Origin of the sequence: Streptomyces solincola (assembly GCF_002982015.1) — a bacterium.
Lineage (GTDB): Bacteria > Actinomycetota > Actinomycetes > Streptomycetales > Streptomycetaceae > Streptomyces > Streptomyces solincola.
Genome location: NZ_PVLV01000227.1, coordinates 1 through 21,265, shown reverse-complemented (window position 1 = coordinate 21,265; position 21,265 = coordinate 1). Strand labels below are relative to the sequence as shown.

The 21,265-nt window shown below is 71.6% G+C and carries 15 protein-coding genes; all 15 read left to right on the top strand.

Going from position 1 to position 21,265, the window contains the following annotated elements:
- The first annotated feature begins 352 nt into the window (after positions 1 to 352).
- Positions 353 to 1,927, top strand: a complete 1,575-nt coding sequence (locus tag C6N75_RS16145) for a S8 family peptidase (RefSeq protein WP_105869606.1) — start codon at positions 353 to 355, stop codon at positions 1,925 to 1,927.
- A gap of 209 nt (positions 1,928 to 2,136) precedes the next feature.
- Positions 2,137 to 2,889: a GntR family transcriptional regulator gene (locus tag C6N75_RS16140; protein WP_105869605.1), complete on the top strand. Its 753-nt coding sequence runs from the start codon at positions 2,137 to 2,139 to the stop codon at positions 2,887 to 2,889.
- A gap of 194 nt (positions 2,890 to 3,083) precedes the next feature.
- The gene (locus C6N75_RS16135) at positions 3,084 to 3,263 is read left to right on the top strand and encodes an SPOR domain-containing protein (protein ID WP_105869604.1); all 180 of its coding nucleotides are present in this window, start codon (positions 3,084 to 3,086) and stop codon (positions 3,261 to 3,263) included.
- A gap of 192 nt (positions 3,264 to 3,455) precedes the next feature.
- Complete coding sequence (locus C6N75_RS16130) at positions 3,456 to 3,851, top strand: NUDIX hydrolase (protein WP_105869603.1); 396 nt, start codon at positions 3,456 to 3,458, stop codon at positions 3,849 to 3,851.
- 387 nt (positions 3,852 to 4,238) lie between these two features.
- Positions 4,239 to 4,691, top strand: a complete 453-nt coding sequence (locus tag C6N75_RS16125) for an ATP-binding protein (protein ID WP_105869602.1) — start codon at positions 4,239 to 4,241, stop codon at positions 4,689 to 4,691.
- Positions 4,692 to 4,869: 178 nt separating this feature from the next.
- Entirely contained in the window at positions 4,870 to 7,380 is a 2,511-nt protein-coding gene (locus C6N75_RS16120) for a SpoIIE family protein phosphatase (RefSeq protein WP_407703231.1), read from the top strand.
- A 230-nt stretch (positions 7,381 to 7,610) separates the two neighbouring features.
- A complete protein-coding gene (locus C6N75_RS16115) occupies positions 7,611 to 9,965 on the top strand; it encodes an ABC transporter family substrate-binding protein (protein WP_105869600.1) in 2,355 nt (784 codons plus the stop codon).
- A gap of 226 nt (positions 9,966 to 10,191) precedes the next feature.
- Positions 10,192 to 12,099: a translational GTPase TypA gene (typA, locus tag C6N75_RS16110; protein ID WP_105869599.1), complete on the top strand. Its 1,908-nt coding sequence runs from the start codon at positions 10,192 to 10,194 to the stop codon at positions 12,097 to 12,099.
- A 537-nt stretch (positions 12,100 to 12,636) separates the two neighbouring features.
- Positions 12,637 to 14,259 carry a peptide ABC transporter substrate-binding protein gene (locus C6N75_RS16105; protein WP_105869598.1) on the top strand — a complete coding sequence of 541 codons (1,623 nt, stop codon included), beginning with the start codon at positions 12,637 to 12,639 and terminating at the stop codon, positions 14,257 to 14,259.
- Positions 14,260 to 14,391: 132 nt separating this feature from the next.
- Positions 14,392 to 15,321, top strand: coding sequence for an ABC transporter permease (locus C6N75_RS16100; protein ID WP_181160491.1), 930 nt, complete (start codon positions 14,392 to 14,394; stop codon positions 15,319 to 15,321).
- Positions 15,314 to 16,291: an ABC transporter permease gene (locus C6N75_RS16095; protein WP_181160490.1), complete on the top strand. Its 978-nt coding sequence runs from the start codon at positions 15,314 to 15,316 to the stop codon at positions 16,289 to 16,291. The genes C6N75_RS16100 and C6N75_RS16095 overlap by 8 nt, the downstream gene beginning before the upstream one ends.
- A gap of 11 nt (positions 16,292 to 16,302) precedes the next feature.
- Positions 16,303 to 17,358 (top strand): ABC transporter ATP-binding protein, encoded by a 1,056-nt coding sequence (locus C6N75_RS16090; protein ID WP_105869597.1) that lies wholly within the window; start codon positions 16,303 to 16,305, stop codon positions 17,356 to 17,358.
- A complete protein-coding gene (locus C6N75_RS16085; protein ID WP_105869596.1) occupies positions 17,351 to 18,496 on the top strand; it encodes an ABC transporter ATP-binding protein in 1,146 nt (381 codons plus the stop codon). The genes C6N75_RS16090 and C6N75_RS16085 overlap by 8 nt, the downstream gene beginning before the upstream one ends.
- Positions 18,497 to 18,705: 209 nt before the next feature.
- Positions 18,706 to 20,331, top strand: coding sequence for a peptide ABC transporter substrate-binding protein (locus C6N75_RS16080; RefSeq protein ID WP_105869595.1), 1,626 nt, complete (start codon positions 18,706 to 18,708; stop codon positions 20,329 to 20,331).
- Positions 20,332 to 20,350: 19 nt separating this feature from the next.
- Positions 20,351 to 21,265: ABC transporter permease (locus tag C6N75_RS16075; RefSeq protein ID WP_105869594.1), on the top strand; the 915-nt coding region annotated here is incomplete at its 3' end.

Sequence of the window (21,265 nt, the reverse complement as noted above, 5' to 3'; positions counted from 1 at the left end):
ACGTCTCGTGGGCTCGGAGATGTGTATAAGAGACAGGCGGGGCAGCGCCAGGGGGCGGTGCGGACGGGTGCGGTGGCGCCGCAGCCGGAGCATGCGTAGTCGGCCATGATCGTCATAGCAGGGAGCATGGCACCGGTGTGGCGGCTGTGTTACCGGCGCGTCAGGACTCTTGTGGAGTCCTCGGGGATCGGTCAACCTTTCGCTCGGCAGCAGGAAACGGGCGACGCCGCGCACCCTGCGGTACCGCCTGTTGCTTGTCATGTGCCTGTCATATGCGTGCGTATGGCTCGGCATGTGCGGGCTGCCGTTTCCCCCACAGCAGCGCACCACCCGATGAGGAGGAACCCTCACCATGTCAGTGATGCGTACCCCGCGGCGAAGAATGGCCGCAGCCGGCGCCACCGTCGTCGCCGCCCTCGCGCTCGGCACCCTGTCCGCCCTGCCGGCGGGCGCCGCCCCCGCCGCCGCGGAAGGCGTCATCCTGAACGCCGGCGCCCCCGACGCCGTCGCGGGCAGCTACATCGTCACCCTGGACGAGTCCGCCGCGGCCGGGTCCAAGGCGGGCAAGGCCGTCGCCGCGCGATACGGCGCGAAGATCGAGAAGACCTACACCGCGGCGCTCAACGGCTACGCCGTGGCGCTCTCCGAGGCCCAGGCCAAGAAGCTGGCCGCGGACCCGGCCGTCCAGTCGGTCGCGCAGAACCGGGTCTTCACGATCGACGGCACCCAGCCCTCGCCGCCCTCCTGGGGCCTGGACCGGATCGACCAGCGCGCCCTGCCGCTCAACCAGAGCTACACCTACCCCGAGCCGGCCGGCCAGGGCGTCAGCGCGTACATCATCGACACCGGCGTGCGCATCTCGCACAGCGACTTCGGCGGCCGGGCCGTCAACGGCTACGACGCCGTCGACAACGACAACGTCGCCCAGGACGGCAACGGCCACGGCACCCACGTCGCCGGCACCGTCGGCGGCACCGCGTACGGCGTCGCCAAGAAGGCGAGGATCGTCGGCGTGCGGGTGCTCAACAACCAGGGCTCCGGCACCACCGCGCAGGTCGTCGCGGGCATCGACTGGGTGACCCGCAACGCGGTCAAGCCGGCCGTCGCCAACATGAGCCTCGGCGGCGGGGTGGACACCACCCTGGACAACGCCGTGCGCAACTCCATCGCCGCCGGCATCACCTACGCGGTCGCCGCGGGCAACAGCAACGCCAACGCCGCCAACTACTCGCCGGCCCGGGTCACCGAGGCCATCACCGTCGGCTCCACCACCAACACCGACGCCCGCTCCAGCTTCTCCAACTACGGTGCCCCGCTGGACCTGTTCGCCCCGGGCTCCAACATCACCTCGGCCTGGAACACCGGCGACACCGCCACCAACACCATCTCCGGCACCTCCATGGCCACCCCGCACGTGGCCGGCGCGGCCGCCCTCTACCTGGACGGCAACCCCACCGCCACGCCCGCCCAGGTCTCCGCGGCGCTGACCGCCGCCGCCACCCCGAACGTCGTCGGCAGCCCGGGCACCGGCTCGCCCAACCGCCTGCTCTACGTGGGCGACGGCGGCACCGACCCCGAGCCCCCCGGCAAGCGCTTCGAGAACACCGCCGACTACGCGATCGCCGACAACGCCACGGTCGAGTCGCCGGTCACCGTCAGCGGCGTGAGCGGCAACGCGCCGGCCGCCCTCCAGGTGCCGGTCAGCATCGTCCACACCTACGTCGGCGACCTCCGGGTCCAGCTCGTCGCCCCCGACGGCACCGTGTACACCCTCAGGGACCGCACCGGAGGCAGCGCGGACAACATCAACCAGACCTTCACGGTGAACGCCTCCTCCGAGGTGGCCAACGGCACCTGGAAGCTGCGGGTCAGCGACCTGGCCAGCGCCGACACCGGGAAGATCGACTCCTGGGCGCTGCAATTCTGAGGACGCCCAGGAAGTGAAGGACGCCCGCGGTAGGGGCGTCTGACGGTACGAGGACGGTGGGGGAGGGGCGGTCGCCGCGGCGGCCGCCCCTCCGCCATGCGAAGGGGCGCACACCTTCATCACTTTGGGTGAAACCCTGGCCCACACTTGCGGTGTTCAACCGAACGTTGCGAACCTGTAGCTGTCCGTCAAGCTGAGGGGAGTGGCCTGTGGCGTTCGGTGAGCAGCCCGCCTACCTGCGGGTGGCGAGCGATCTCCGGAGGAAGATCGTCGAGGGTTCGCTCCCCCCGCATGCCCGTCTGCCCTCCCAGGCCCGCATCCGCGCGGAGTACGGCGTCTCCGACACGGTCGCCCTGGAGGCGCGCAAGGTCCTCATGGCGGAAGGACTCGTCGAGGGGCGCTCCGGTTCGGGGACCTATGTGCGCGCGCTCCCCGAGCCGCGGCGGATCGCCCGTTCGGGGTACGGGCTGGGCGGCGGCGCGACCCCGTTCCGGCAGGAGCAGGCCGACGAGGCGGCGCGCGGCACCTGGGAGTCGCGCAGCGAGCAGGAGCGGGCGGGCGCCGCCGTCGCCGAGCGGCTCGGCATCGAGCCCGGCGAGCCGGTGATGTGCACGGCGTACGTGTTCCGGGAGGCCGGCGAGCCGATGATGCTCTCCACCTCCTGGGAGCCGCTGGGGCTCACCGGGCGCAGCCCCGTGATGCTGCCCGAGGAGGGGCCGCTGGGCGGCTGCGGGGTGGTGGAGCGGATGGCGGCCATCGACGTGGTGGTGGACAACGTGGTGGAGGAGGTCGGGGCCCGGCCCGGCCTCGCCGACGAGCTGGCCGCGCTGGGCGGAGTGCCCGGACATGTGGTGATGGTGGTCCGGCGTACGTACTACGCCTCGGGACGGGCTGTGGAGACCGCCGACGTGGTCGTCCCGGCGGACCGCTACCGGCTCGCGTACCACCTGCCCGTGCGCTGAGGCGCGGGCGGTTCTCCGAGGGGGCGCATCCGGCCGGATGCGCCCCCTCGTGCTGTCCGGGCGCTGGCCGGAAGTCTCTCTCTTCGTGCCAACCCGTATCCGCTGAGTGAAGGTCAGGCGTAGGCTCGGGCATATGCGGAGTGCGGTTTCGTAGGGACCCTCGCAAGCGTGCGGGCCTGCGGAGGGAGACGACGGTGAGTGAAGGAAGCACGGTTCTGCCCTGGCTGGTGATCCGCCAGGACGGCAACGGCAACCACTACCGGGTGGGCCGGTACGCCACTCGTGACGAGGCGCAGAAGCTGGCGGACCGGCTCGCCGGAGCCGGCCGCGGACCGCGGTACTGCGTGGAGCGGATAGCCCAGGCCCCGAGCTGACGCCCGGCCCCGCCCGGCGCCCGTCGAGCGCGGGCGTGCGCCCGCGGCGGCTCCCGGGCCCCGGGGCCTCGTGCGCGGGCGTGCGCCCCGCACCGGCTTCCGGCTCTGGGCGGGCGTGCCCGCGCGGGCACGGCGCGGGTAGGGTCCGTGCGACCGGAAAGCGGGACGGACGGGACGAGCGGGGCGGATGCGGTGCTGATCGACACGGTGGCGTGGGTGCGGATCGAGGGCGGCCGGATCCTCTGCGCGCGCCCCCGGGGCAAGGACGTCTTCTACATCCCGGGCGGCAAGCGGGAGGGGTCGGAGAGCGACCGGGAGACCCTGCTGCGCGAGGTCAGGGAGGAGCTGACGGTCGCGCTCGACCCGGCGACCGTGGTCCACGTGGGCACCTACGAGGCGGAAGCCCCGGACCTGCCCGCGGGCGCCGTGGTGCGGATGAGCTGTTACACCGGGGACTACCGGGGCACCCTGACACCGAGCAGCGAGATCGACGAGATGGCCTGGTTCTCCTACGCCGACCGTCCCCTGGTGCCGCCCGTCGACCAGTTGCTGTTCGACGATCTGAAGGGCGCCGGCGCACTGCGGTGACCGGCGGGGGCCGCCCGGGGCCCGGAGCGGGACCCGTGAGACGCACGGAGCCCGGTGGGCCCGGAAGCGGGACCAGCGAGGCGTACGTACGGCCCCGGTGGCCCGGAGCGGGACCCGTGCGACGTACGGAAGCGGTGGCCCGGCGCGGGGCACGCGGGGCGTACGGAAGCAGTCGAGGGCGGGGCTTCGCGGCGTGGGGAAGGCGTACGGGAGCGGTCGAGGACCGGACTTCGAGACGTACGGAACCGGTCGAATCGCGGTGGCCGGAAGTGCCCCGCGCGCCCTCTCCGCCGTGGTGCGCCCTCGTACGGTACTCCGACCGGATTTTCGGGTATGTCCCCATTAACCCGCCGAAACCGGGCGGGGATCGGGAGCTGGCCCGGGGAAGTGATCGGCGTGATCGACACCGACGGCCCGCGCGCCGAGTGGAGCTTCCCCGCGGAGCTCGGCGCGGTGCGGGCCGCCCGGCACTCGGTCGGCGACGCCCTGCGCGGCTGGAGACTGGACGCCGAGGTCCGCGATGTGGCGATGCTGCTGGTCAGTGAGTTGGTCACCAACTCCCTGCGGTACGCCTCCGGGCCGATCGGCGTTCGGCTGACCCGGCTCCCGGGGGACGGGGAGGGGCCCTCGCAGGACGGCGCGGGGGCCGCGCCGGCCCGGCCCGCGCTGCTCGTCGAAGTCTCCGATCCGCTGCCCGATCCTCCGCTCGCGCGGGCCGCCGGGCCGGAGGACGAGACCGGGCGCGGCCTCCAACTGGTGGCCTGTTCCGCTCGCCGCTGGGGGACCAGGAAGGGCAGAACGGGCAAGACCGTGTGGTTCGAGCTGCCGCTGCCTGGTTAGAAGACTGACGGGACGGCGATCACCGAGGTCGGCTGGAAAGGAACGAGACCACCCTGTGATCGTGAACGGCGTGCCGCCGGGGGCCGTAGTGCTGAATACTGCGGGAATGGCCGGTCCGGTGCGGTGAGCTGGAGGGGACGGTCGCGTGAGCGAGATACCTGAGTCGGCGAACGGCGTCATGTGGCAGAGCAGTCCGCCTGGCTCGATCTATGACTACATACGGGTGGCGTCCTTCTCGATAGGCCCGGACGGACTGGTCGACCAGTGGAGCCTGCGGGCCGCCGAACTCTTCGGCGTGGCCGCCGAGGACGTGCGCGGGCGGGACCCGGTGGATGCGTTCATGCCGCCCGAACTGCGCACCCGCGGGCGGGGGCGGGTCGCCGAGATCCTGGACGGCAAGGAGTGGACCGGGCTGGTGCCGTTCCGGGCGCCCGGCGACCGGGGCGTCCGCGGCCTCGCCGAGGTGTACGTCATGCCCACCGAGACCGAGCGCGGCGAACGCGGCGCGCTCTGCATCGTGGTGGACGTCCGGGCGCTGCGGCGGATCGAGAGCGACCTGGCCGCCTCGGAGGCGATTTTCGGCCAATCCCCCTTCGGCTTCCTGCTCTTCGGTGTGGACCGCACGGTGAAGCGGGTCAACCAGCGCTTCGCCACCGTCTTCGGCGGCTACGCCGACGAGCACCGCGGCCGCACCGTCGGCGACTACCTGGCCCGCCCCGAGGCCGAGCGGCTGGACGCCGCGCTGCGCCGGGTGCTGGAGACCGGCGAGGCCGTCACCGAGCTGCACCTGTCCGGCGCGGTCCCCGGCGGGGGCGGCGAGCGCCGGCACTGGTCGGTCAACCTCTACCGGGTGCACAGCGGTTCGGGCCGCCCGGTCGGCGTCGCCGGACTCGGCATCGACGTCACCCGCCGCCAGATCGCCGCCCGCGAGGCCGCCAGCGCACGGCGCAACCTCGCCCTGCTCAACGAGGCCAGCGCACGCATCGGCAACTCCCTGGACCTGGAGACCACCGCCCGCGAACTGCTCGACGTGGCCGTGCCCGGTTTCTGCGACACCGCCACCGTCGACCTCTACCAGGCCCTGCTCACCGGCGAGGAGGCCCCGCCCGGACGGGCCGACGACCACAGCGCCGCACTGCGCCGGGTCGCCTCCGCCAGCGCCGTCTCCGACGCCCCGCTGCTCAACCCGGCCGATCCTCCCGGCTGTTGCGCCACGTCGTCGATCGAGGTCGGCGCGGTGCACAGCTATCCGTTCCACTCGCCGTGCGCCACCGCGCTGCGCACCGGCCGCCCGGAGGCGGTGCCCGGGGCCGGCGGCGACCTGGTCCACTCCACCCTGGTGGTGCCGCTGACCGCGCACGACACCGTGGTGGGGCTCGCGCAGTTCTCCCGTACGAAGGGCAGTGAGCCGTTCGGCGAGCGGGACCGGGCGCTGGCGGTGGAGCTGGCCGCCCGGGCCGCCGTCTGCATCGACAACGCCCGGCTCTACCGCCGCGAGCACGAGCGGGCGCTGATCCTCCAGCGCAGCCTGCTGCCGCCCGGCGACCCGGAGGCGGCCGGCCTGGACATCGCCTGCCGCTACCTGCCCGGCACCACCGCCACCGAGGTCGGCGGCGACTGGTTCGACGTGATCCAGTTGCCCGGCCACCGCACCGCGCTGGTCGTCGGCGACGTGATGGGCCGCGGGCTGCGGGCCGCCGTGGCGATGGGCGAACTGCGCACCGCCGTCCGCACGCTGGCCCAGCTCGACCTGGAACCGGCCGAGGTGCTCTCGCACCTGGACGAGATCGCCCGCGGCCTGGGCGGCCCGGCCGGCGGCGCACCGGGCCGGCCGGCCGCGCGGGCGGCCGGCGGCCCCGAGCTGGCCGAGGTCTACCTCGCCACCTGCGTGTACGCGGTCTACGACTCCGTCACCCGCCGCTGCACCTTCGCCAACGCCGGGCACCTGCCGCCGGTGCTGGTCGAGCCGGGCGAGAAGGCGCTGATGCTGGACGTGCCGCCGGGCATGCCGCTGGGCGTGGGCGGCGAGCCGTTCGAGGAGGTGGAGGTCGAGCTGCCCGAGGGGGCCCTGCTCGCCCTCTACACCGACGGGCTCGTCGAGTCCCGCGACCACCCGCTGGACGAGGGCATGCAGGCGTTCCGCTCGGCCCTCACCGACCCCGCGCAGCCGCTGGAGGACGTCTGCGACCACGTGCTCGGGACCCTGGACACCCGGCACGGCGAGGACGACATCGCGCTGCTGCTCGCGCGCGTCCAGGGGCTGCCGGCCGACGCCGTCGGCGACTGGAGGCTGCCGCGCGAGCCGCGCTCGGTGGGCCGCGCCCGCGAGCTGGCCCGCGCCCAGCTCACCGCCTGGGACCTGGAGCCCCTGGTGGACACCGTCGAACTGCTCGTCAGCGAGCTGGTGACCAACGCGCTGCGGTACGGCGAGGGCGAGATAAGGCTGCGGCTGCTGCTGGACCGCACCCTGGTGTGCGAGGTGTGGGACTCCGGCCTGGTCCAGCCGCGCCGCCGGCGCGCCCGGGACACCGACGAGGGCGGCCGCGGCCTCCAGCTCGTGGGGCTGCTCAGCGCGGGCTGGGGCTCCCGGCGCACCCCCCGCGGCAAGACGGTCTGGTTCGAGCTGGCCCTCCCCGACGGCGACGCCGCCGCGGAGCCGTCCGTCGACCAGCTCCTCAGCATGTTCTGACGCCCCCTGAGGGCCCCGGGGCGGCGGCGCCCCCCGGGGTCCTCAGGCGTCCCCGCCGCCCGCCGCGCCCCCGCTCCGTACGCCGCACGGGTGGAATCCGCCCCGTTCGGCGTCGTGTCGGGGGCGCGCCACCCTCCTGGTCCTTTTCAGTGGACGGGTCATTGGTGTGATCATCGCCAAAGCCCACAAAGCGGTCTCATTCACTGAAAAAGGACGAAGAGGTGGCAGACATGTCCCACGACGGCGCCCTTCGGGACTGGCCATGCTCCCAGGGCCCCCGCCCCCGCACCCGGGGCCGGCGCCCGGCCGTCCTCTTCACCAGCGGAGTGCTCGCCCTGGCCACGCTCGCCGGGGCGACCGGATGCAGCGCCGGCGACGACGACCAGGGCCCGGCGCGTCCCGTACCCCAGGACATCGCCTCGGCCGACCGCAAGGCCGTCCGCGACGGCGGCTCGCTGCGCTGGGCCGTCGACTCCGCCCCCGGCACCCTCAACGCCTTCCAGGCCGACGCCGACGCCACCACCGGCCGCGTCGCGCAGGCCGTGCTGCCGTCGATGTTCACGCTCGACGAGCGCGGCCGGCCGCAGGCCAACCCGGCCTACCTGGAATCCGCCGAGGTCGTCGAGCGCGAACCCAAGCAGGTGGTCCTCTACAAGCTCCACCAGCAGGCGGTGTGGAGCGACGGCCGCGAGATCGGAGCCCCCGACTTCGTCGCCCAGTGGCGGGCCCTGTCCGGCAAGGACTCCAAGTACTGGACCGCCCGCAACGCCGGCTACGACCGGATCGAGAAGATCGAGCGCGGCGCCGGCGACCTGGAGGTCCGGGTCACCTTCGCCAAGCCGTACGCCGACTGGCGCGCGCTGTTCTCGCCGCTCTACCCCAAGGACGTCACCGGCACCCCGGACGCCTTCAACGACGGCGCCCGCACCCAGCTCAAGAACACCGCCGGGCCGTTCCGGGTGAAGGCGGTGAACGCCAAGGCCGCCGAGGTCACCCTGGAGCGCAACCCCCGCTGGTGGGGGCAGCCCGCAAAGCTCGACACCATCGTGCTGCGCGCCGTCCCGCGCGAGAAGCGGCCCGCCGCCCTCGCCGCCGGCACCCTCGACCTCGCCGAGATCGACGCCGCCGGGGCCGAGCGGATCACCCGGGCCGGCCAGGACGCCGACGCCATGGCCCACGGCCAGCCGCTCACCCACGGCCCCGGCTCCGACCTCACCCCCTCCGCCGCCCTGAAGTCCTGGGCACTGGCCAACGGCTCCGACGAGGAGGAGGCCGAGGCCCAGCAGGAGGCCCGGGCCCGCAACCGGCAGGCCGTCGCCGCCTACGGGGCCCAGCAGAAGGCCCTGAACGGCTTCGCCGTCCGCCGCACCCTGGAGCCGGCGTACACCCAGCTCGCCATGAACGGCGAGAGCGGCCCGCTCGCCGACGAGCGGGTCCGCCGGGCGGTCGCCCGCGCCCTGGACCGCGCCGACCTCGCCGAGACCGTGCTCAAGCCGCTCGGCCTGCCCGCCCACCCGGTGGGCAGCCACCTCGCCCTGGCCGGGCAGCACGCCTACGCCGACGGGAGCGCCGCCCTCGGCGGACAGGACACCGAGGAGGCCCTCGGGCTGCTCGCCGACGCCGGCTGGACCCCGGGCGGCGCCGCCCGCAAGCCCGCCGCGCCCAAGGACGCCGCCGGACAGCCCGCGCAGAAGGAGGGGGAGGCGAGCACCCCGAGCAGCGACACGGCCAAGGGCGGGGCCGCCCCCTCGGCCGCCTCCGGCACGGCCGCCAGGGCGAGCGCCGCCGCCAAGGCGAGCGCGGCCGCCGACGAGCCGTCGAACGAGGGGCTGTACATCGTCGGCGACGACAAGCCCGCCGCCCGGGCGACCGCCGGCGACGACGGCACCCGGGTCCTCGCCCCCGCCGCCCACGGGATCAAGCTGCCCGCCGCCGACACCGAGAAGGCCGCCCCGGGCGCGTACGCCCCGATGGGCACCGCCGCCCCGGCCGCCAAGACCTCCCCGAGCCCGAGCGGGTCCCCGCTGCCGCTGTCCGGGCCGGTGGGCAAGGACGGCCGGCCGCTGAGCCTGCGGTTCGTGCTGCCGGCCGGACCCGGCTCCGAGGCGCTGCGCACCGTCGGCGACAAGATCGCCCGGATGCTCGACAAGGTCGGCATCGACACCGAGATCACCAAGGTCCCCGACGACAGCTACTTCAAGGACCACATCGCGGCCGGCGACTACGACCTGGCCCTCTACTCCTGGCCCGGCACCGCCTACCCGGCCACCGACGGGCGCCCCATCTACGCCAAGCCCCGGCCCGCGGCCGACGGCTCGCTGCTGGTGGAGCAGAACTACACCCGGGTCGGCACCGACCACATCGACCAGCTGCTGGACCAGGCCGCCGCCGAGCTGGACGACAAGGCCCACAACGAGCTGCTGAAGCAGGCCGACGCCCGGATCTGGGCCGCCGCCGGCTCCATCCCGCTCTACCAGCGCCCCCAGCTCGTGGCCGCGAAGAACACCGTGGTCAACGCCGGCGCCTTCGGATTCGCGTCCCCGCGCTTCGAGGACATCGGCTTCGCCGGCAAGAGCGCCCGCTAGGAGCAGATCCGAGCAGGTCACCGGGCCCGTCCGCCGCACCCCGGCGGGCGGGCCCGAGGGCGTCCGGGGGCCGATGGGGCAGCGGCCGGGACGGGCGGGGGAGGCCGCCCGCGCGTCGGCCCCGTACCATGGACACAGCCGTGGCGCGTCCGCCCGGCGGGCGTACGAGCACAAGATGCGCCGACCGACGCCGAATTCCCCGATCCGAGAGAAGCGCCAGCCACTCATGCCCACGCGCCACGACATCCGCAACGTCGCCATCGTCGCCCACGTCGACCACGGAAAGACCACCATCGTCGACGCCATGCTGAAGCAGGCGGGGGCCTTCGCCGCTCACCAGCTCGACTCGGTCGACGACCGGATGATGGACTCCAACGACCTGGAGCGTGAGAAGGGCATCACGATCCTCGCCAAGAACACGGCGGTGAAGTACCACCCCAAGGACGGCGGGGCCCCGATCACCATCAACATCATCGACACCCCCGGCCACGCCGACTTCGGCGGCGAGGTCGAGCGCGGTCTGTCGATGGTCGACGGCGTGGTGCTGCTGGTGGACGCCTCCGAGGGCCCGCTGCCGCAGACCCGCTTCGTGCTCCGCAAGGCCCTCCAGCGCCGGATGCCCGTCATCCTGTGCATCAACAAGACGGACCGCCCGGACTCCCGGATCGACGAGGTCGTCAACGAGACCTACGACCTGTTCCTGGACCTGGACGCGGACGAGGACCAGATCGAGTTCCCGATCGTCTACGCCTGCGGCCGCGACGGCGTCGCCTCGCTGACCAAGCCGGAGGACGGCACCGTCCCGGCCGACTCCACCAACCTGGAGCCGTTCTTCTCCACGATCCTGGAGCACATCCCGGCCCCGGTGTACGACGAGGAGGCGCCCCTCCAGGCGCACGTCACCAACCTGGACGCCGACAACTTCCTCGGCCGCATCGCGCTGCTCCGCGTCGAGCAGGGCGAGCTGCGCAAGGGCCAGACGGTCGCGTGGATCAAGCGCGACGGCACCACCGCCAACGTCCGCATCAGCGAGCTGATGATGACCGAGGCGCTCACCCGCAAGCCGGCCGAGGTGGCGGGCCCCGGTGACATCTGCGCCGTGGCCGGCATCCCGGAGATCATGATCGGCGAGACGCTGGCCGACCCGGAGAACCCGGTCGCGCTGCCGCTGATCACGGTGGACGAGCCCGCGATCTCCATGGTCATCGGCACCAACACCTCGCCGCTGGTCGGCCGTGGCGCCACCGGCAAGGGCGCGGACAACAAGGCGGCCGTCAAGGACCGCAAGGTCACCGCCCGCCAGGTCAAGGACCGCCTCGACCGCGAGCTGATCGGCAACGTCTCGCTGCGCGTCCTGGACACCGAGCGCCCCGACGCCTGGGAGGTGCAGGGCCGCGGCGAGCTGGCGCTGGCCATCCTGGTCGAGCAGATGCGCCGTGAGGGCTTCGAGCTGACCATCGGCAAGCCGCAGGTGGTCACCAAGGAGGTCGACGGCAAGGTTCACGAGCCGGTCGAGCGCATGACCGTCGACGTCCCCGAGGAGCACATGGGTGCCGTCACCCAGCTCATGGGCGTCCGCAAGGGCCGCATGGACAACATGTCGAACCACGGCTCCGGCTGGGTGCGCATGGAGTTCGTGGTCCCCTCGCGCGGCCTGATCGGCTTCCGTACGGAGTTCCTGACGCAGACGCGCGGCACGGGTATCGCGCACTCCATCCACGAGGGCCACGAGCCGTGGTTCGGCCCGCTTCAGACCCGCAACAACGGCTCCCTGGTCGCCGACCGCTCCGGAGCGGTCACCGCCTTCGCGATGACCAACCTCCAGGAGCGCGGCGTGCTCTTCGTCGAGCCCGGCACCGAGGTGTACGAGGGCATGATCGTCGGTGAGAACTCCCGCTCCGACGACATGGACGTCAACATCACCAAGGAGAAGAAGCTCACGAACATGCGGTCGTCGTCGGCCGACTCGTTCGAGGCGATCGTGCCCCCGCGCAAGCTCTCCCTGGAGCAGTCGCTGGAGTTCTGCCGCGACGACGAGTGCGTCGAGGTCACCCCGGAGGCGGTCCGCATCCGCAAGGTGAACCTGGACGCCCGTGAGCGCGCCCGCGCCGCCTCGCGCGCCAAGAACGGCTGATCCGACCGGACCCGCCGGCTCCGCCAGGAGTCTTCGCAGGGCCCTTCCGACGTCCCGTACGGGGCGTCCGGGGGGCCCTGCGGCCGTCTCCGGGGCCCCATGCGCCCCAGGAGCCCCACGGCCGCGGCGGGCGCCGCCGGATCCGGCCGCCGCGGCCTCCGCTTCCGGCCGCCGGCGCCGAGGCGGCGGGTGTCCGCGTCAACGGCTTTTCCGGGGAGAAGCGTCCGGATATCGACCGCCACTCTCCGGAAGATGTGTTAACGGTCCGTTTCGCGGTCGTCTGTCTACGCTCTCTTTGTCCGGATTTCGGGCTTCGGGGGGTTCGTGATGTTGCCAAAACGAGACCCTTTAAGTGTGGTTTACGGCCCGGACGTACTTAATAGTTGGCTCCGTTGAGCTCGGGTCAAAGGGTCGGACGCTGTGGGGAGCGCCGGACTCACGAGCACACCTTGGCACTTGGGTCATCGCCGTCAGGGGTGTCGGCGTACTTCGAAGTGTCTCTCTCGTAGTGACAAGTGGACTCATGAGGAGGAACCCATGCGTGGTGCCAAGAGCGCCAAGTGGGTCGCGGGTGCGATAGTCGTCGCCCTGGCCGCGACTGCCTGCGGTGGCAGCGACGGTGGCAAGAACGAGGGCAAGGGCAACGCCTCCGGCAAGCCCGCCGGGTACGTCTCGATCGACGTCGGCGAGCCGCAGAAGCCGCTGATCCCGGCCGACACCAACGAGAGCCTGGGTTCCTACGTCATCCAGTCGCTCTTCACCCAGCTCCTGGACTTCGACGCCGACGGCAACATCGTCTACACCAACGCCGAGTCGGTGGAGACGAAGGACTCGAAGACCTGGACCGTGAAGCTCAAGCCGGGCTGGAAGTTCCACAACGGCGAGGCCGTCACCGCGCAGTCCTACGTGGACGCGTGGAACTGGTACGCCAACATCAAGAACCAGCAGCAGAACAGCTTCTGGTACGCCGACATCGCCGGCTACGCCGACGTCCACCCCGCCAAGGGTGAGCCGAAGGCCGACAAGATGTCCGGCCTGAAGGTCGTCGACGAGACCACCTTCACGATCGAGCTGACCGAGAAGGTCCCGTACTTCAACTACAAGCTCGGCTACGCCACCTGGGCCCCGCTGCCCAAGGCGTTCTACGCGGACCCGAAGGCGTTCGGCACCAAGCCGATCGGCAACGGCCCCTACAAGTTCGAGAAGTGGGACCGCAAGAAGCTCATCCAGGTCTCCGCGTTCGACGGCTACCAGGGCCCGAACAAGGCCAAGAACAAGGGCATCCTGTTCAAGAACTACGCGACCGTCGAGGCCGCGTACCAGGACCTGGTCTCCGGCAACCTGGACATCATCCGCCAGGTCGGTCCGACCGACCTGCCGAAGTACAAGCAGGACCTGGGCGACGGCGCCATCGAGCAGCCCTACGCGGCCGTCCAGTCCCTGGTGCCGGCGTTCTACTCGAAGTCCTTCAAGGACATCGACCCCAAGGTCCTCCAGGGCCTGTCCATGGCGATCGACCGCGACACGATCACCAAGACCGTCCTGAACAACACCCGCAGCCCCGCGACGAGCTTCACCCCGCCGCAGGTCAAGGGCAACCAGGACCTGGGCACGGACGTCTTCACGTACAACCCGGAGAAGGCCAAGAAGCTCATCCAGGAGGGTGGCGGCGTTCCCGAGAACAAGTTCACCATCCAGTACAACGCCGACGGCGGCCACAAGGAGTGGGTGACCGCGGTCTGCGAGTCCATCCGCAAGGCCACCGGCGTGGACTGCGTCGGCGACGCCAAGCCGGACTTCGCCACCGACCTGGAGTCGCGTGACAACGACCAGGTCAAGGGCATGTACCGCGGTGGCTGGGTGGCCGACTACCCGGTCAACGTGAACTTCCTCAAGGAGCTCTACCACTCCAACGCCGAGTCCAACAACGGCCGCTTCAAGGACGCCGAGGTCGACGCCCTGATGGCCAAGGCCGACAAGGCGAACTCCCTGGAGGAGTCGGTCAAGGGCTACCAGGAGGTCGAGAAGAAGATCCTGGAGAAGATGCCCGCCATCCCGCTGTGGTACTACCGGATCAACGGCGGCCACGGCAAGAACGTCGACAACGTGGCGGTCGACTTCCACGGTGACCTCGAGCTCACCGGAGTCACCGTCAAGTAAGCCCGACGGGCCACTTCCCCACACTCGGCCAGCACTGCCGCCGCCGGTCACATCCGGCGGCGGCGGTGGTCCGAGGAGCGTTGTGCCGCGCACCAGCGCCCCCCGGGCCGGTAACCCCTCACGGAGGCACCTATGGGGCGCTACGTCGCACGACGACTGCTCCAGATGATCCCGGTCTTCATCGGGTCAACCTTTCTGATCTTCGCCATGATGTACGCGCTCCCCGGCGACCCGGTCCGGGCGCTCATGGGCGACCAGTCGTTCGACCCCGCGATCCTCGCGGCCAAGCGGCACGAGCTCGGTCTCGACCTGCCGCTGTGGCAGCAGTACGTCAACTACCTCACGGGGCTGCTCCAGGGCGACTTCGGCACCGAGATCGGCAGCGGCCGGCCCATCGCCGACATCATCGCCGACGCCTTCCCGGTCACCATCCGCCTGACGCTGTTCGCGTTCACCTTCATGGTGATCGTGGGCATCGGCCTCGGCGTGGTCGCCGGCCTGAAGCCCAACTCGATCCGCGACCGCGGTCTGCTCGGACTGACCCTCGTCCTGATCTCGATGCCCTCCTTCGTGCTGGGTTACCTGATGCAGTACGTCTTCGCCTTCCAGCTCGGGTGGATCACCCCCACCGTGCAGGACTCGGAGAACATGGGCGACCTGCTGCTCCCGGCGATCGTCCTCGGCTCGCTGTCGCTGGCCTACGTCGCCCGCCTCACCCGCACCTCGATGGCGGAGAACCTGCGCGCCGACTACATGCGCACCGCCGTCGCCAAGGGCCTGCCGCGCCGCCGCATCGTCGGCGTGCACCTGATGCGCAACTCGCTCGTCCCGGTGGTCACCTTCCTCGGCACCGACATCGGCAACCTGATGACCGGCGCCATCGTCACCGAAGGCATCTTCAACGTGCAGGGCGTGGGTGACGCCGTCTACGAGGCGCTGTTCCGCCGCGAGGGCGCCACCGTCGTGGGCATCGCCTCGCTGATCGTCCTCGTCTACCTGCTGTGCAGCCTGCTCGTCGACCTGCTCTACGCGGTCCTGGACCCGAGGATCCGGTATGCCTGACAAGACCGCCGCCCCCGAGGCGACCGAGGCGGCCGCGAAGACCGCCACGACCACCGTCACCACGGCGCCCGACGCCGTCCTGTCGGCGAACGCGCCCAAGCCGGAGAAGGCCCGCAGCCTGTGGTCCGACGCCTGGCGCGACCTGCGGGGCAACCCGCTGTTCCTGATCTCCTCGGCGCTCATCCTGCTGCTGCTGGTCATCTCGGCCTTCCCCGGCCTGTTCACCTCGGCCTCGCCGCGCGACGCCGACCTGGCCAACCACTACCTCCAGCCGCCGAACTGGGGCCACCTGTTCGCCCCCGACTGGTTCGGCTACGACGGCCAGGGCCGCTCGATCTACGCGCGTGTCATCTACGGCGCCCGCGCCTCGATCCTGGTCGGCGTCGGCGTCACCCTGCTGGTCACGATCGTGGGCACCATCGTCGGCATGCTCGCCGGCTACTTCGGCGGCCTCACCGACTCGCTGCTGTCGCGGATCACCGACATCTTCATGGGCATCCCCTTCATGCTGGGCGCCCTCGTCGTGCTGACCAGCTTCGCCAACCGGGCGATCTGGGTGGTCATCCTCGCCCTGGTCTTCCTCGGCTGGACCACCATCGCCCGCGTCGCCCGCGGCGCGGTCGTCACCATCAAGCAGGCCGACTACGTGGTGGCCGCCAAGGCACTGGGCGGCTCCACCACCCGCATCCTGCTCAAGCACATCCTGCCCAACGCGCTGGCGCCGATCATCGTCGTCGCCACCATCGCGCTCGGCGGGTACATCGCGGCCGAGGCCACCCTGTCCTACCTGGGCGTCGGCCTCGCCGACCCGACCGTCTCCTGGGGCGTCGACGTCTCCAGCGGCCGCGAGCAGCTCCGGAACGCGCCCTTCGTGCTGATCGTCCCCTCGGTGATGGTCTCGATCACGGTGCTGGCGTTCCTCATGTTCGGCGATGCGGTGCGCAACGCCCTCGACCCCAAGATGCGCTGAGGGAGGCGTACGTGATCACCATCGACAAGGCCCCGGTCCCCGCCCCCCGCGACGCCGGCTCCGCCGGCGGACCGCTCCTCGAAGTGCGCGACCTCCACGTGGAGTTCGCCACCCGGGACGGCGTCGCCAAGGCCGTCAACGGCGTCAACTACACGGTCTCCGCCGGTGAGACGCTCGCCGTCCTCGGCGAGTCCGGCTCCGGCAAGTCCGTCACCGCCCAGGCCATCATGGGCATCCTGGACATGCCGCCCGGCCGCATCCCCAAGGGCGAGATCCTCTTCCACGGCCAGGACATGCTGAAGATGGGCGCCGAGGAGCGGCGGCAGATCCGCGGCCGGAAGATCGCCATGATCTTCCAGGACGCGCTCTCCTCGCTCAACCCGGTGCTCTCCGTCGGCTACCAGCTCGGCGAGATGTTCCGCGTGCACCTGGGGCTCTCCAAGAAGGAGGCCAAGGCCAGGTCCATCGAGCTGATGGACCGGGTCAAGATCCCCGCCGCCGCGGCCCGGGTGAACGACTACCCGCACCAGTTCTCCGGCGGCATGCGCCAGCGCATCATGATCGCCATGGCGCTGGCCCTGGAGCCGGACCTGATCATCGCCGACGAGCCCACCACCGCCCTGGACGTCACCGTCCAGGCCCAGGTGATGGACCTGCTCGCCGAGCTCCAGCGCGAGTACAACATGGGTCTGATCCTGATCACCCACGACCTCGGCGTGGTCGCCGACGTCGCGGACAAGATCGCGGTCATGTACGCGGGTCGGATCGTGGAGACCGCCCCGGTGCACGAGCTGTACAAGCGCCCGGCGCACCCCTACACCCGCGGCCTGCTCGACTCCATCCCGCGCCTGGACCAGAAGGGCCAGGAGCTGTACGCGATCAAGGGCCTGCCGCCCAACCTGCTGCGGATCCCGACCGGCTGCGCCTTCAACCCGCGCTGCCCGAAGGCCCAGGACGTCTGCCGCACCGACGTCCCGCCGCTCTTGCAGGTGACCGAGCAGGACGGCACCGAGCTGCCCGGCCGCGGCAGCGCCTGCCACTTCTGGAAGGAGACCCTCCATGGCTGAGCCGAGGAAGGACGAGGCCGTGGACGCGACCCCGAACACCACCGCCGTCGAGACGGTCGGCCCGGTGGACGAGGGCGCGGCGGTCGCCGCGATCGAGGCCCCGGTGGACCGCGGCGAGCCGATCCTCCAGGTCCGCAACCTGGTCAAGCACTTCCCGCTGACCCTGGGCATCCTGTTCAAGCGGCAGGTCGGCGCGGTCAAGGCCGTCGACGGCATCTCCTTCGACCTGTACCAGGGCGAGACCCTGGGCATCGTCGGCGAGTCCGGCTGCGGCAAGTCCACCGTCGCCAAGCTGCTGATGATGCTGGAGACGGCCACCTCCGGGGAGATCTTCTACAAGGGCCAGGACATCACCAAGCTGTCCGGCCGCGCCCTGAAGGCCGTCCGCCGCAACATCCAGATGGTCTTCCAGGACCCGTACACCTCGCTCAACCCCCGTATGACGGTGGGCGACATCATCGGCGAGCCGTACGAGATCCACCCCGAGGTGGCGCCGCGCGGCGACCGCCGCAAGAAGGTGCAGGAGCTGCTGGAGGTCGTCGGGCTCAACCCCGAGTACATCCACCGCTACCCGCACCAGTTCTCCGGCGGCCAGCGCCAGCGCATCGGCATCGCCCGCGGCCTCGCGCTCAACCCGGAGATCATCATCTGCGACGAGCCGGTGTCCGCGCTGGACGTCTCCGTCCAGGCGCAGGTCGTCAACCTGATGGAGCGGCTCCAGGACGAGTTCAACCTCAGCTACGTCTTCATCGCGCACGACCTGTCGATCGTGCGGCACATCTCCGACCGGGTCGGCGTGATGTACCTGGGCAAGATGGCCGAGATCGGCAGCGACACGCAGATCTACGACCACCCCACCCACCCGTACACCCAGGCGCTGCTGTCCGCGGTGCCGGTGCCCGACCCGGAGGCCCGCGAGGGCCGGGAGCGGATCATCCTCACCGGCGACGTGCCCTCGCCGGCCAACCCGCCCTCCGGCTGCCGCTTCCGCACCCGCTGCTGGAAGGCGGAGGACAAGTGCGCCACCGAGGTGCCGCTGCTCGCGGTGCCCGAGCGGTTCCGCGGCGTGGACACGCCGGCCGCGCACGAGTCGGCCTGCCACTTCGCCGAGGAGAAGGACGTCGTGCACGCCGGCTGACGCGCCCTCACGTCCCGCACCGCCCCCGGCCCGTTTCGGCCGGGGGCGGTGGCATGCCCGGGACCCGGACCCCGTCCGGCGTACGCGGGACCCGTCCGGCGTACGGGAGGGGCGCGCCGTACCCCGCATGGACCCCCGCCGGGTGCGCGGGCCCGGCGGCGCGGGTCGCATGGAGGCCCTGACCAAGCCGCCGTGACCCGGGAGGCCCCATGCGCCGTGCCGCCGCACCCGCCGCCTGGGCCGCCTGCGCGCTGGCCACCGCCCTGGCGGCGGGCGGCTGCACCGGGCCGCCGGCCGCGGCGGGCGGCCCGGACGGCATCCTCACCTCCTCCTGGGGCGACCCGCAGAACCCCCTGGAACCGGCCAACACCAACGAGGTGCAGGGTGGCAAGGTCCTCGACATGGTCTTCCGGGGGCTCAAGCGCTACGACCCGCGGACCGGCCGGGCTCAGGACATGGTCGCGAAGTCGATCACCACCACCGACGCCCGCACCTTCACCGTCACCCTCCAGCCGGGCTGGACCTTCTCCGACGGCGAGCCGGTCACCGCCCGGTCGTTCACCGACGCCTGGAACTACGCCGCGCACGTGGACAACGTCCAGAACAACGCCCCCTTCTTCGCCGACATCGAGGGCTACGACGAGGTCCACCCCGCCGACGGCAAGGCCAGGGCCAAGACCATGCGGGGCCTGAAGGCGACCGGCGAGCGGACCTTCACCGCCACCCTGACCGGCGCCTACCCGGCCTGGCCGGACACCCTGGGCTACCAGGCGTTCCTGCCGCTGCCGCGCTCCTTCTTCACCGACCACGACGCCTGGCTGGACAAGCCGGTCGGCAACGGCCCGTACCGGATCGCCTCCTACGCCAAGGGCAGCGGGATGAAGCTGCGCCGCTGGGACGGCTACCGGGGCCCCGACCGGGCCCGCAACGGCGGCGTCGACCTCACCGTCTACACCGACGCGGGCACCGCGTACACCGATCTGATGGCCGGCAACCTCGACCTGGTCGACGACGTGCCGGCCACCCAGCTCAAGTTCGTGAGGAACGACCTCGGCGACCGCTACGTCAACCAGCCCGCGCTGATCATCCAGACCCTCGCCTTCCCGATGTACCGCAAGGAATGGTCCCGGCCCGGCATGGAGAAGGTCCGCCGCGGACTGTCCATGGCCATCGACCGCGAGCAGATCACCCGCCGCATCTACCAGCGCACCCGCACCCCCGCCGACGACTGGACCTCGCCGGCGCTCGGCGCCCGCGGCGGCTACCGGGCGCTGTGCGGCGCCGCCTGCCGCTACGACCCGGCCGCCGCCCGCAAGCTGATCGCCGAGGGCGGCGGGCTGCCCGGCGGGAAGGTGACGCTCACCTCCAACGTCGACACCGGCTCGCACCGGGCCTGGATGGACGCCGTTTGCCACAGCGTCAACCGGGCCCTCGGCGAGCGCACCGCCTGCACGGTGGACCCGGTCGGCACCTTCGCCGACTTCCGCAACCGCACCACCTCCCAGCGGATGACCGGCCCCTTCCGCTCCGGCTGGCAGGCCGACTACCCGCTGATCCAGAACTTCCTGGAGCCGCTCTACCGCACCGGCGGCTCCTCCAACCACGGCGACTTCACCGACCGGTCCTTCGACCGGCTGGTGGACGCCGCCAACGCCCGCCGCGACCCGGCCGCCGCCGTCGGCGACTTCCACGCCGCCGAGGCCGTGCTGGCCGAGCAGATGCCCGCCATCCCGCTCTGGTACCAGAACGGCAGCGCCGGCTGGTCCGAGCGGCTCGCCGGCGTGACCCTCAACCAGTTCAGCGTCCCCGTCTACGACCGGATCACGGTCCTCTGAGCCGGAAGGGAGAGCGCCGATGGGACGCTACGCGCTGCGGCGGGTGCTCCAGATGGTGCCGGTCTTCGTCGGCAGCACCCTGCTGATCTTCGTCATGGTGTACGCGCTGGGCGACCCGGTCGCCGCGCTCTTCGGCGACAAGGCGCCCGACCCGGCCACCGCCGCCCGCATCCGCCACGACCTGTACCTCGACCAGCCGCTGTGGCGGCAGTACCTGCACTACATGGGGCAGATCCTGCACGGCGACTTCGGCTCCGCCTTCAACGGGCAGCCGGTCACCGAACTGATGGCCTCCGCCTTCCCGGTCACCCTCAAGCTCACCGTGATCGCCGTCGTCCTGGAGGCCCTGATCGGGGTCGCCCTCGGCATGGCGAGCGGACTGCGCCGGGGCCGCCCGCTGGACACCGGGCTGCTGGTGCTCACCCTCGTGGTGATCTCGGTGCCCACCTTCGTCTCCGGCTACCTGCTCCAACTGGTCTTCGGCGTGCACCTGGGCTGGACCCGCCCCTCGGTCTCACCCGCCGCGCGGTTCGACGAACTGCTGCTACCCGGCCTCGTCCTGGCGCTGGTCTCCCTCGCCTACGTCACCCGGCTCAGCCGCACCTCCATCGCCGAGAACGCCCGCGCCGACCATGTGCGCACCGCCGTCGCCAAGGGGCTGCCCCGGCACCGGGTGATCACCCGCCACCTGCTGCGCAACTCCCTGATCCCGGTGGTCACCTTCATCGGCGCCGACATCGGGGCGCTGATGGCCGGGGCCATCGTCACCGAGCGGATCTTCAACATCCACGGCGTCGGCTACCAGCTCTACCAGGGCATCCTGCGCAACAACGCCCCCACCGTCGTCGGCTTCGTCACCGTCCTGGTCATCGTCTTCCTGGTGGCCAACCTGCTCGTCGACCTGCTCTACGCGGTCCTGGACCCGAGGATCCGG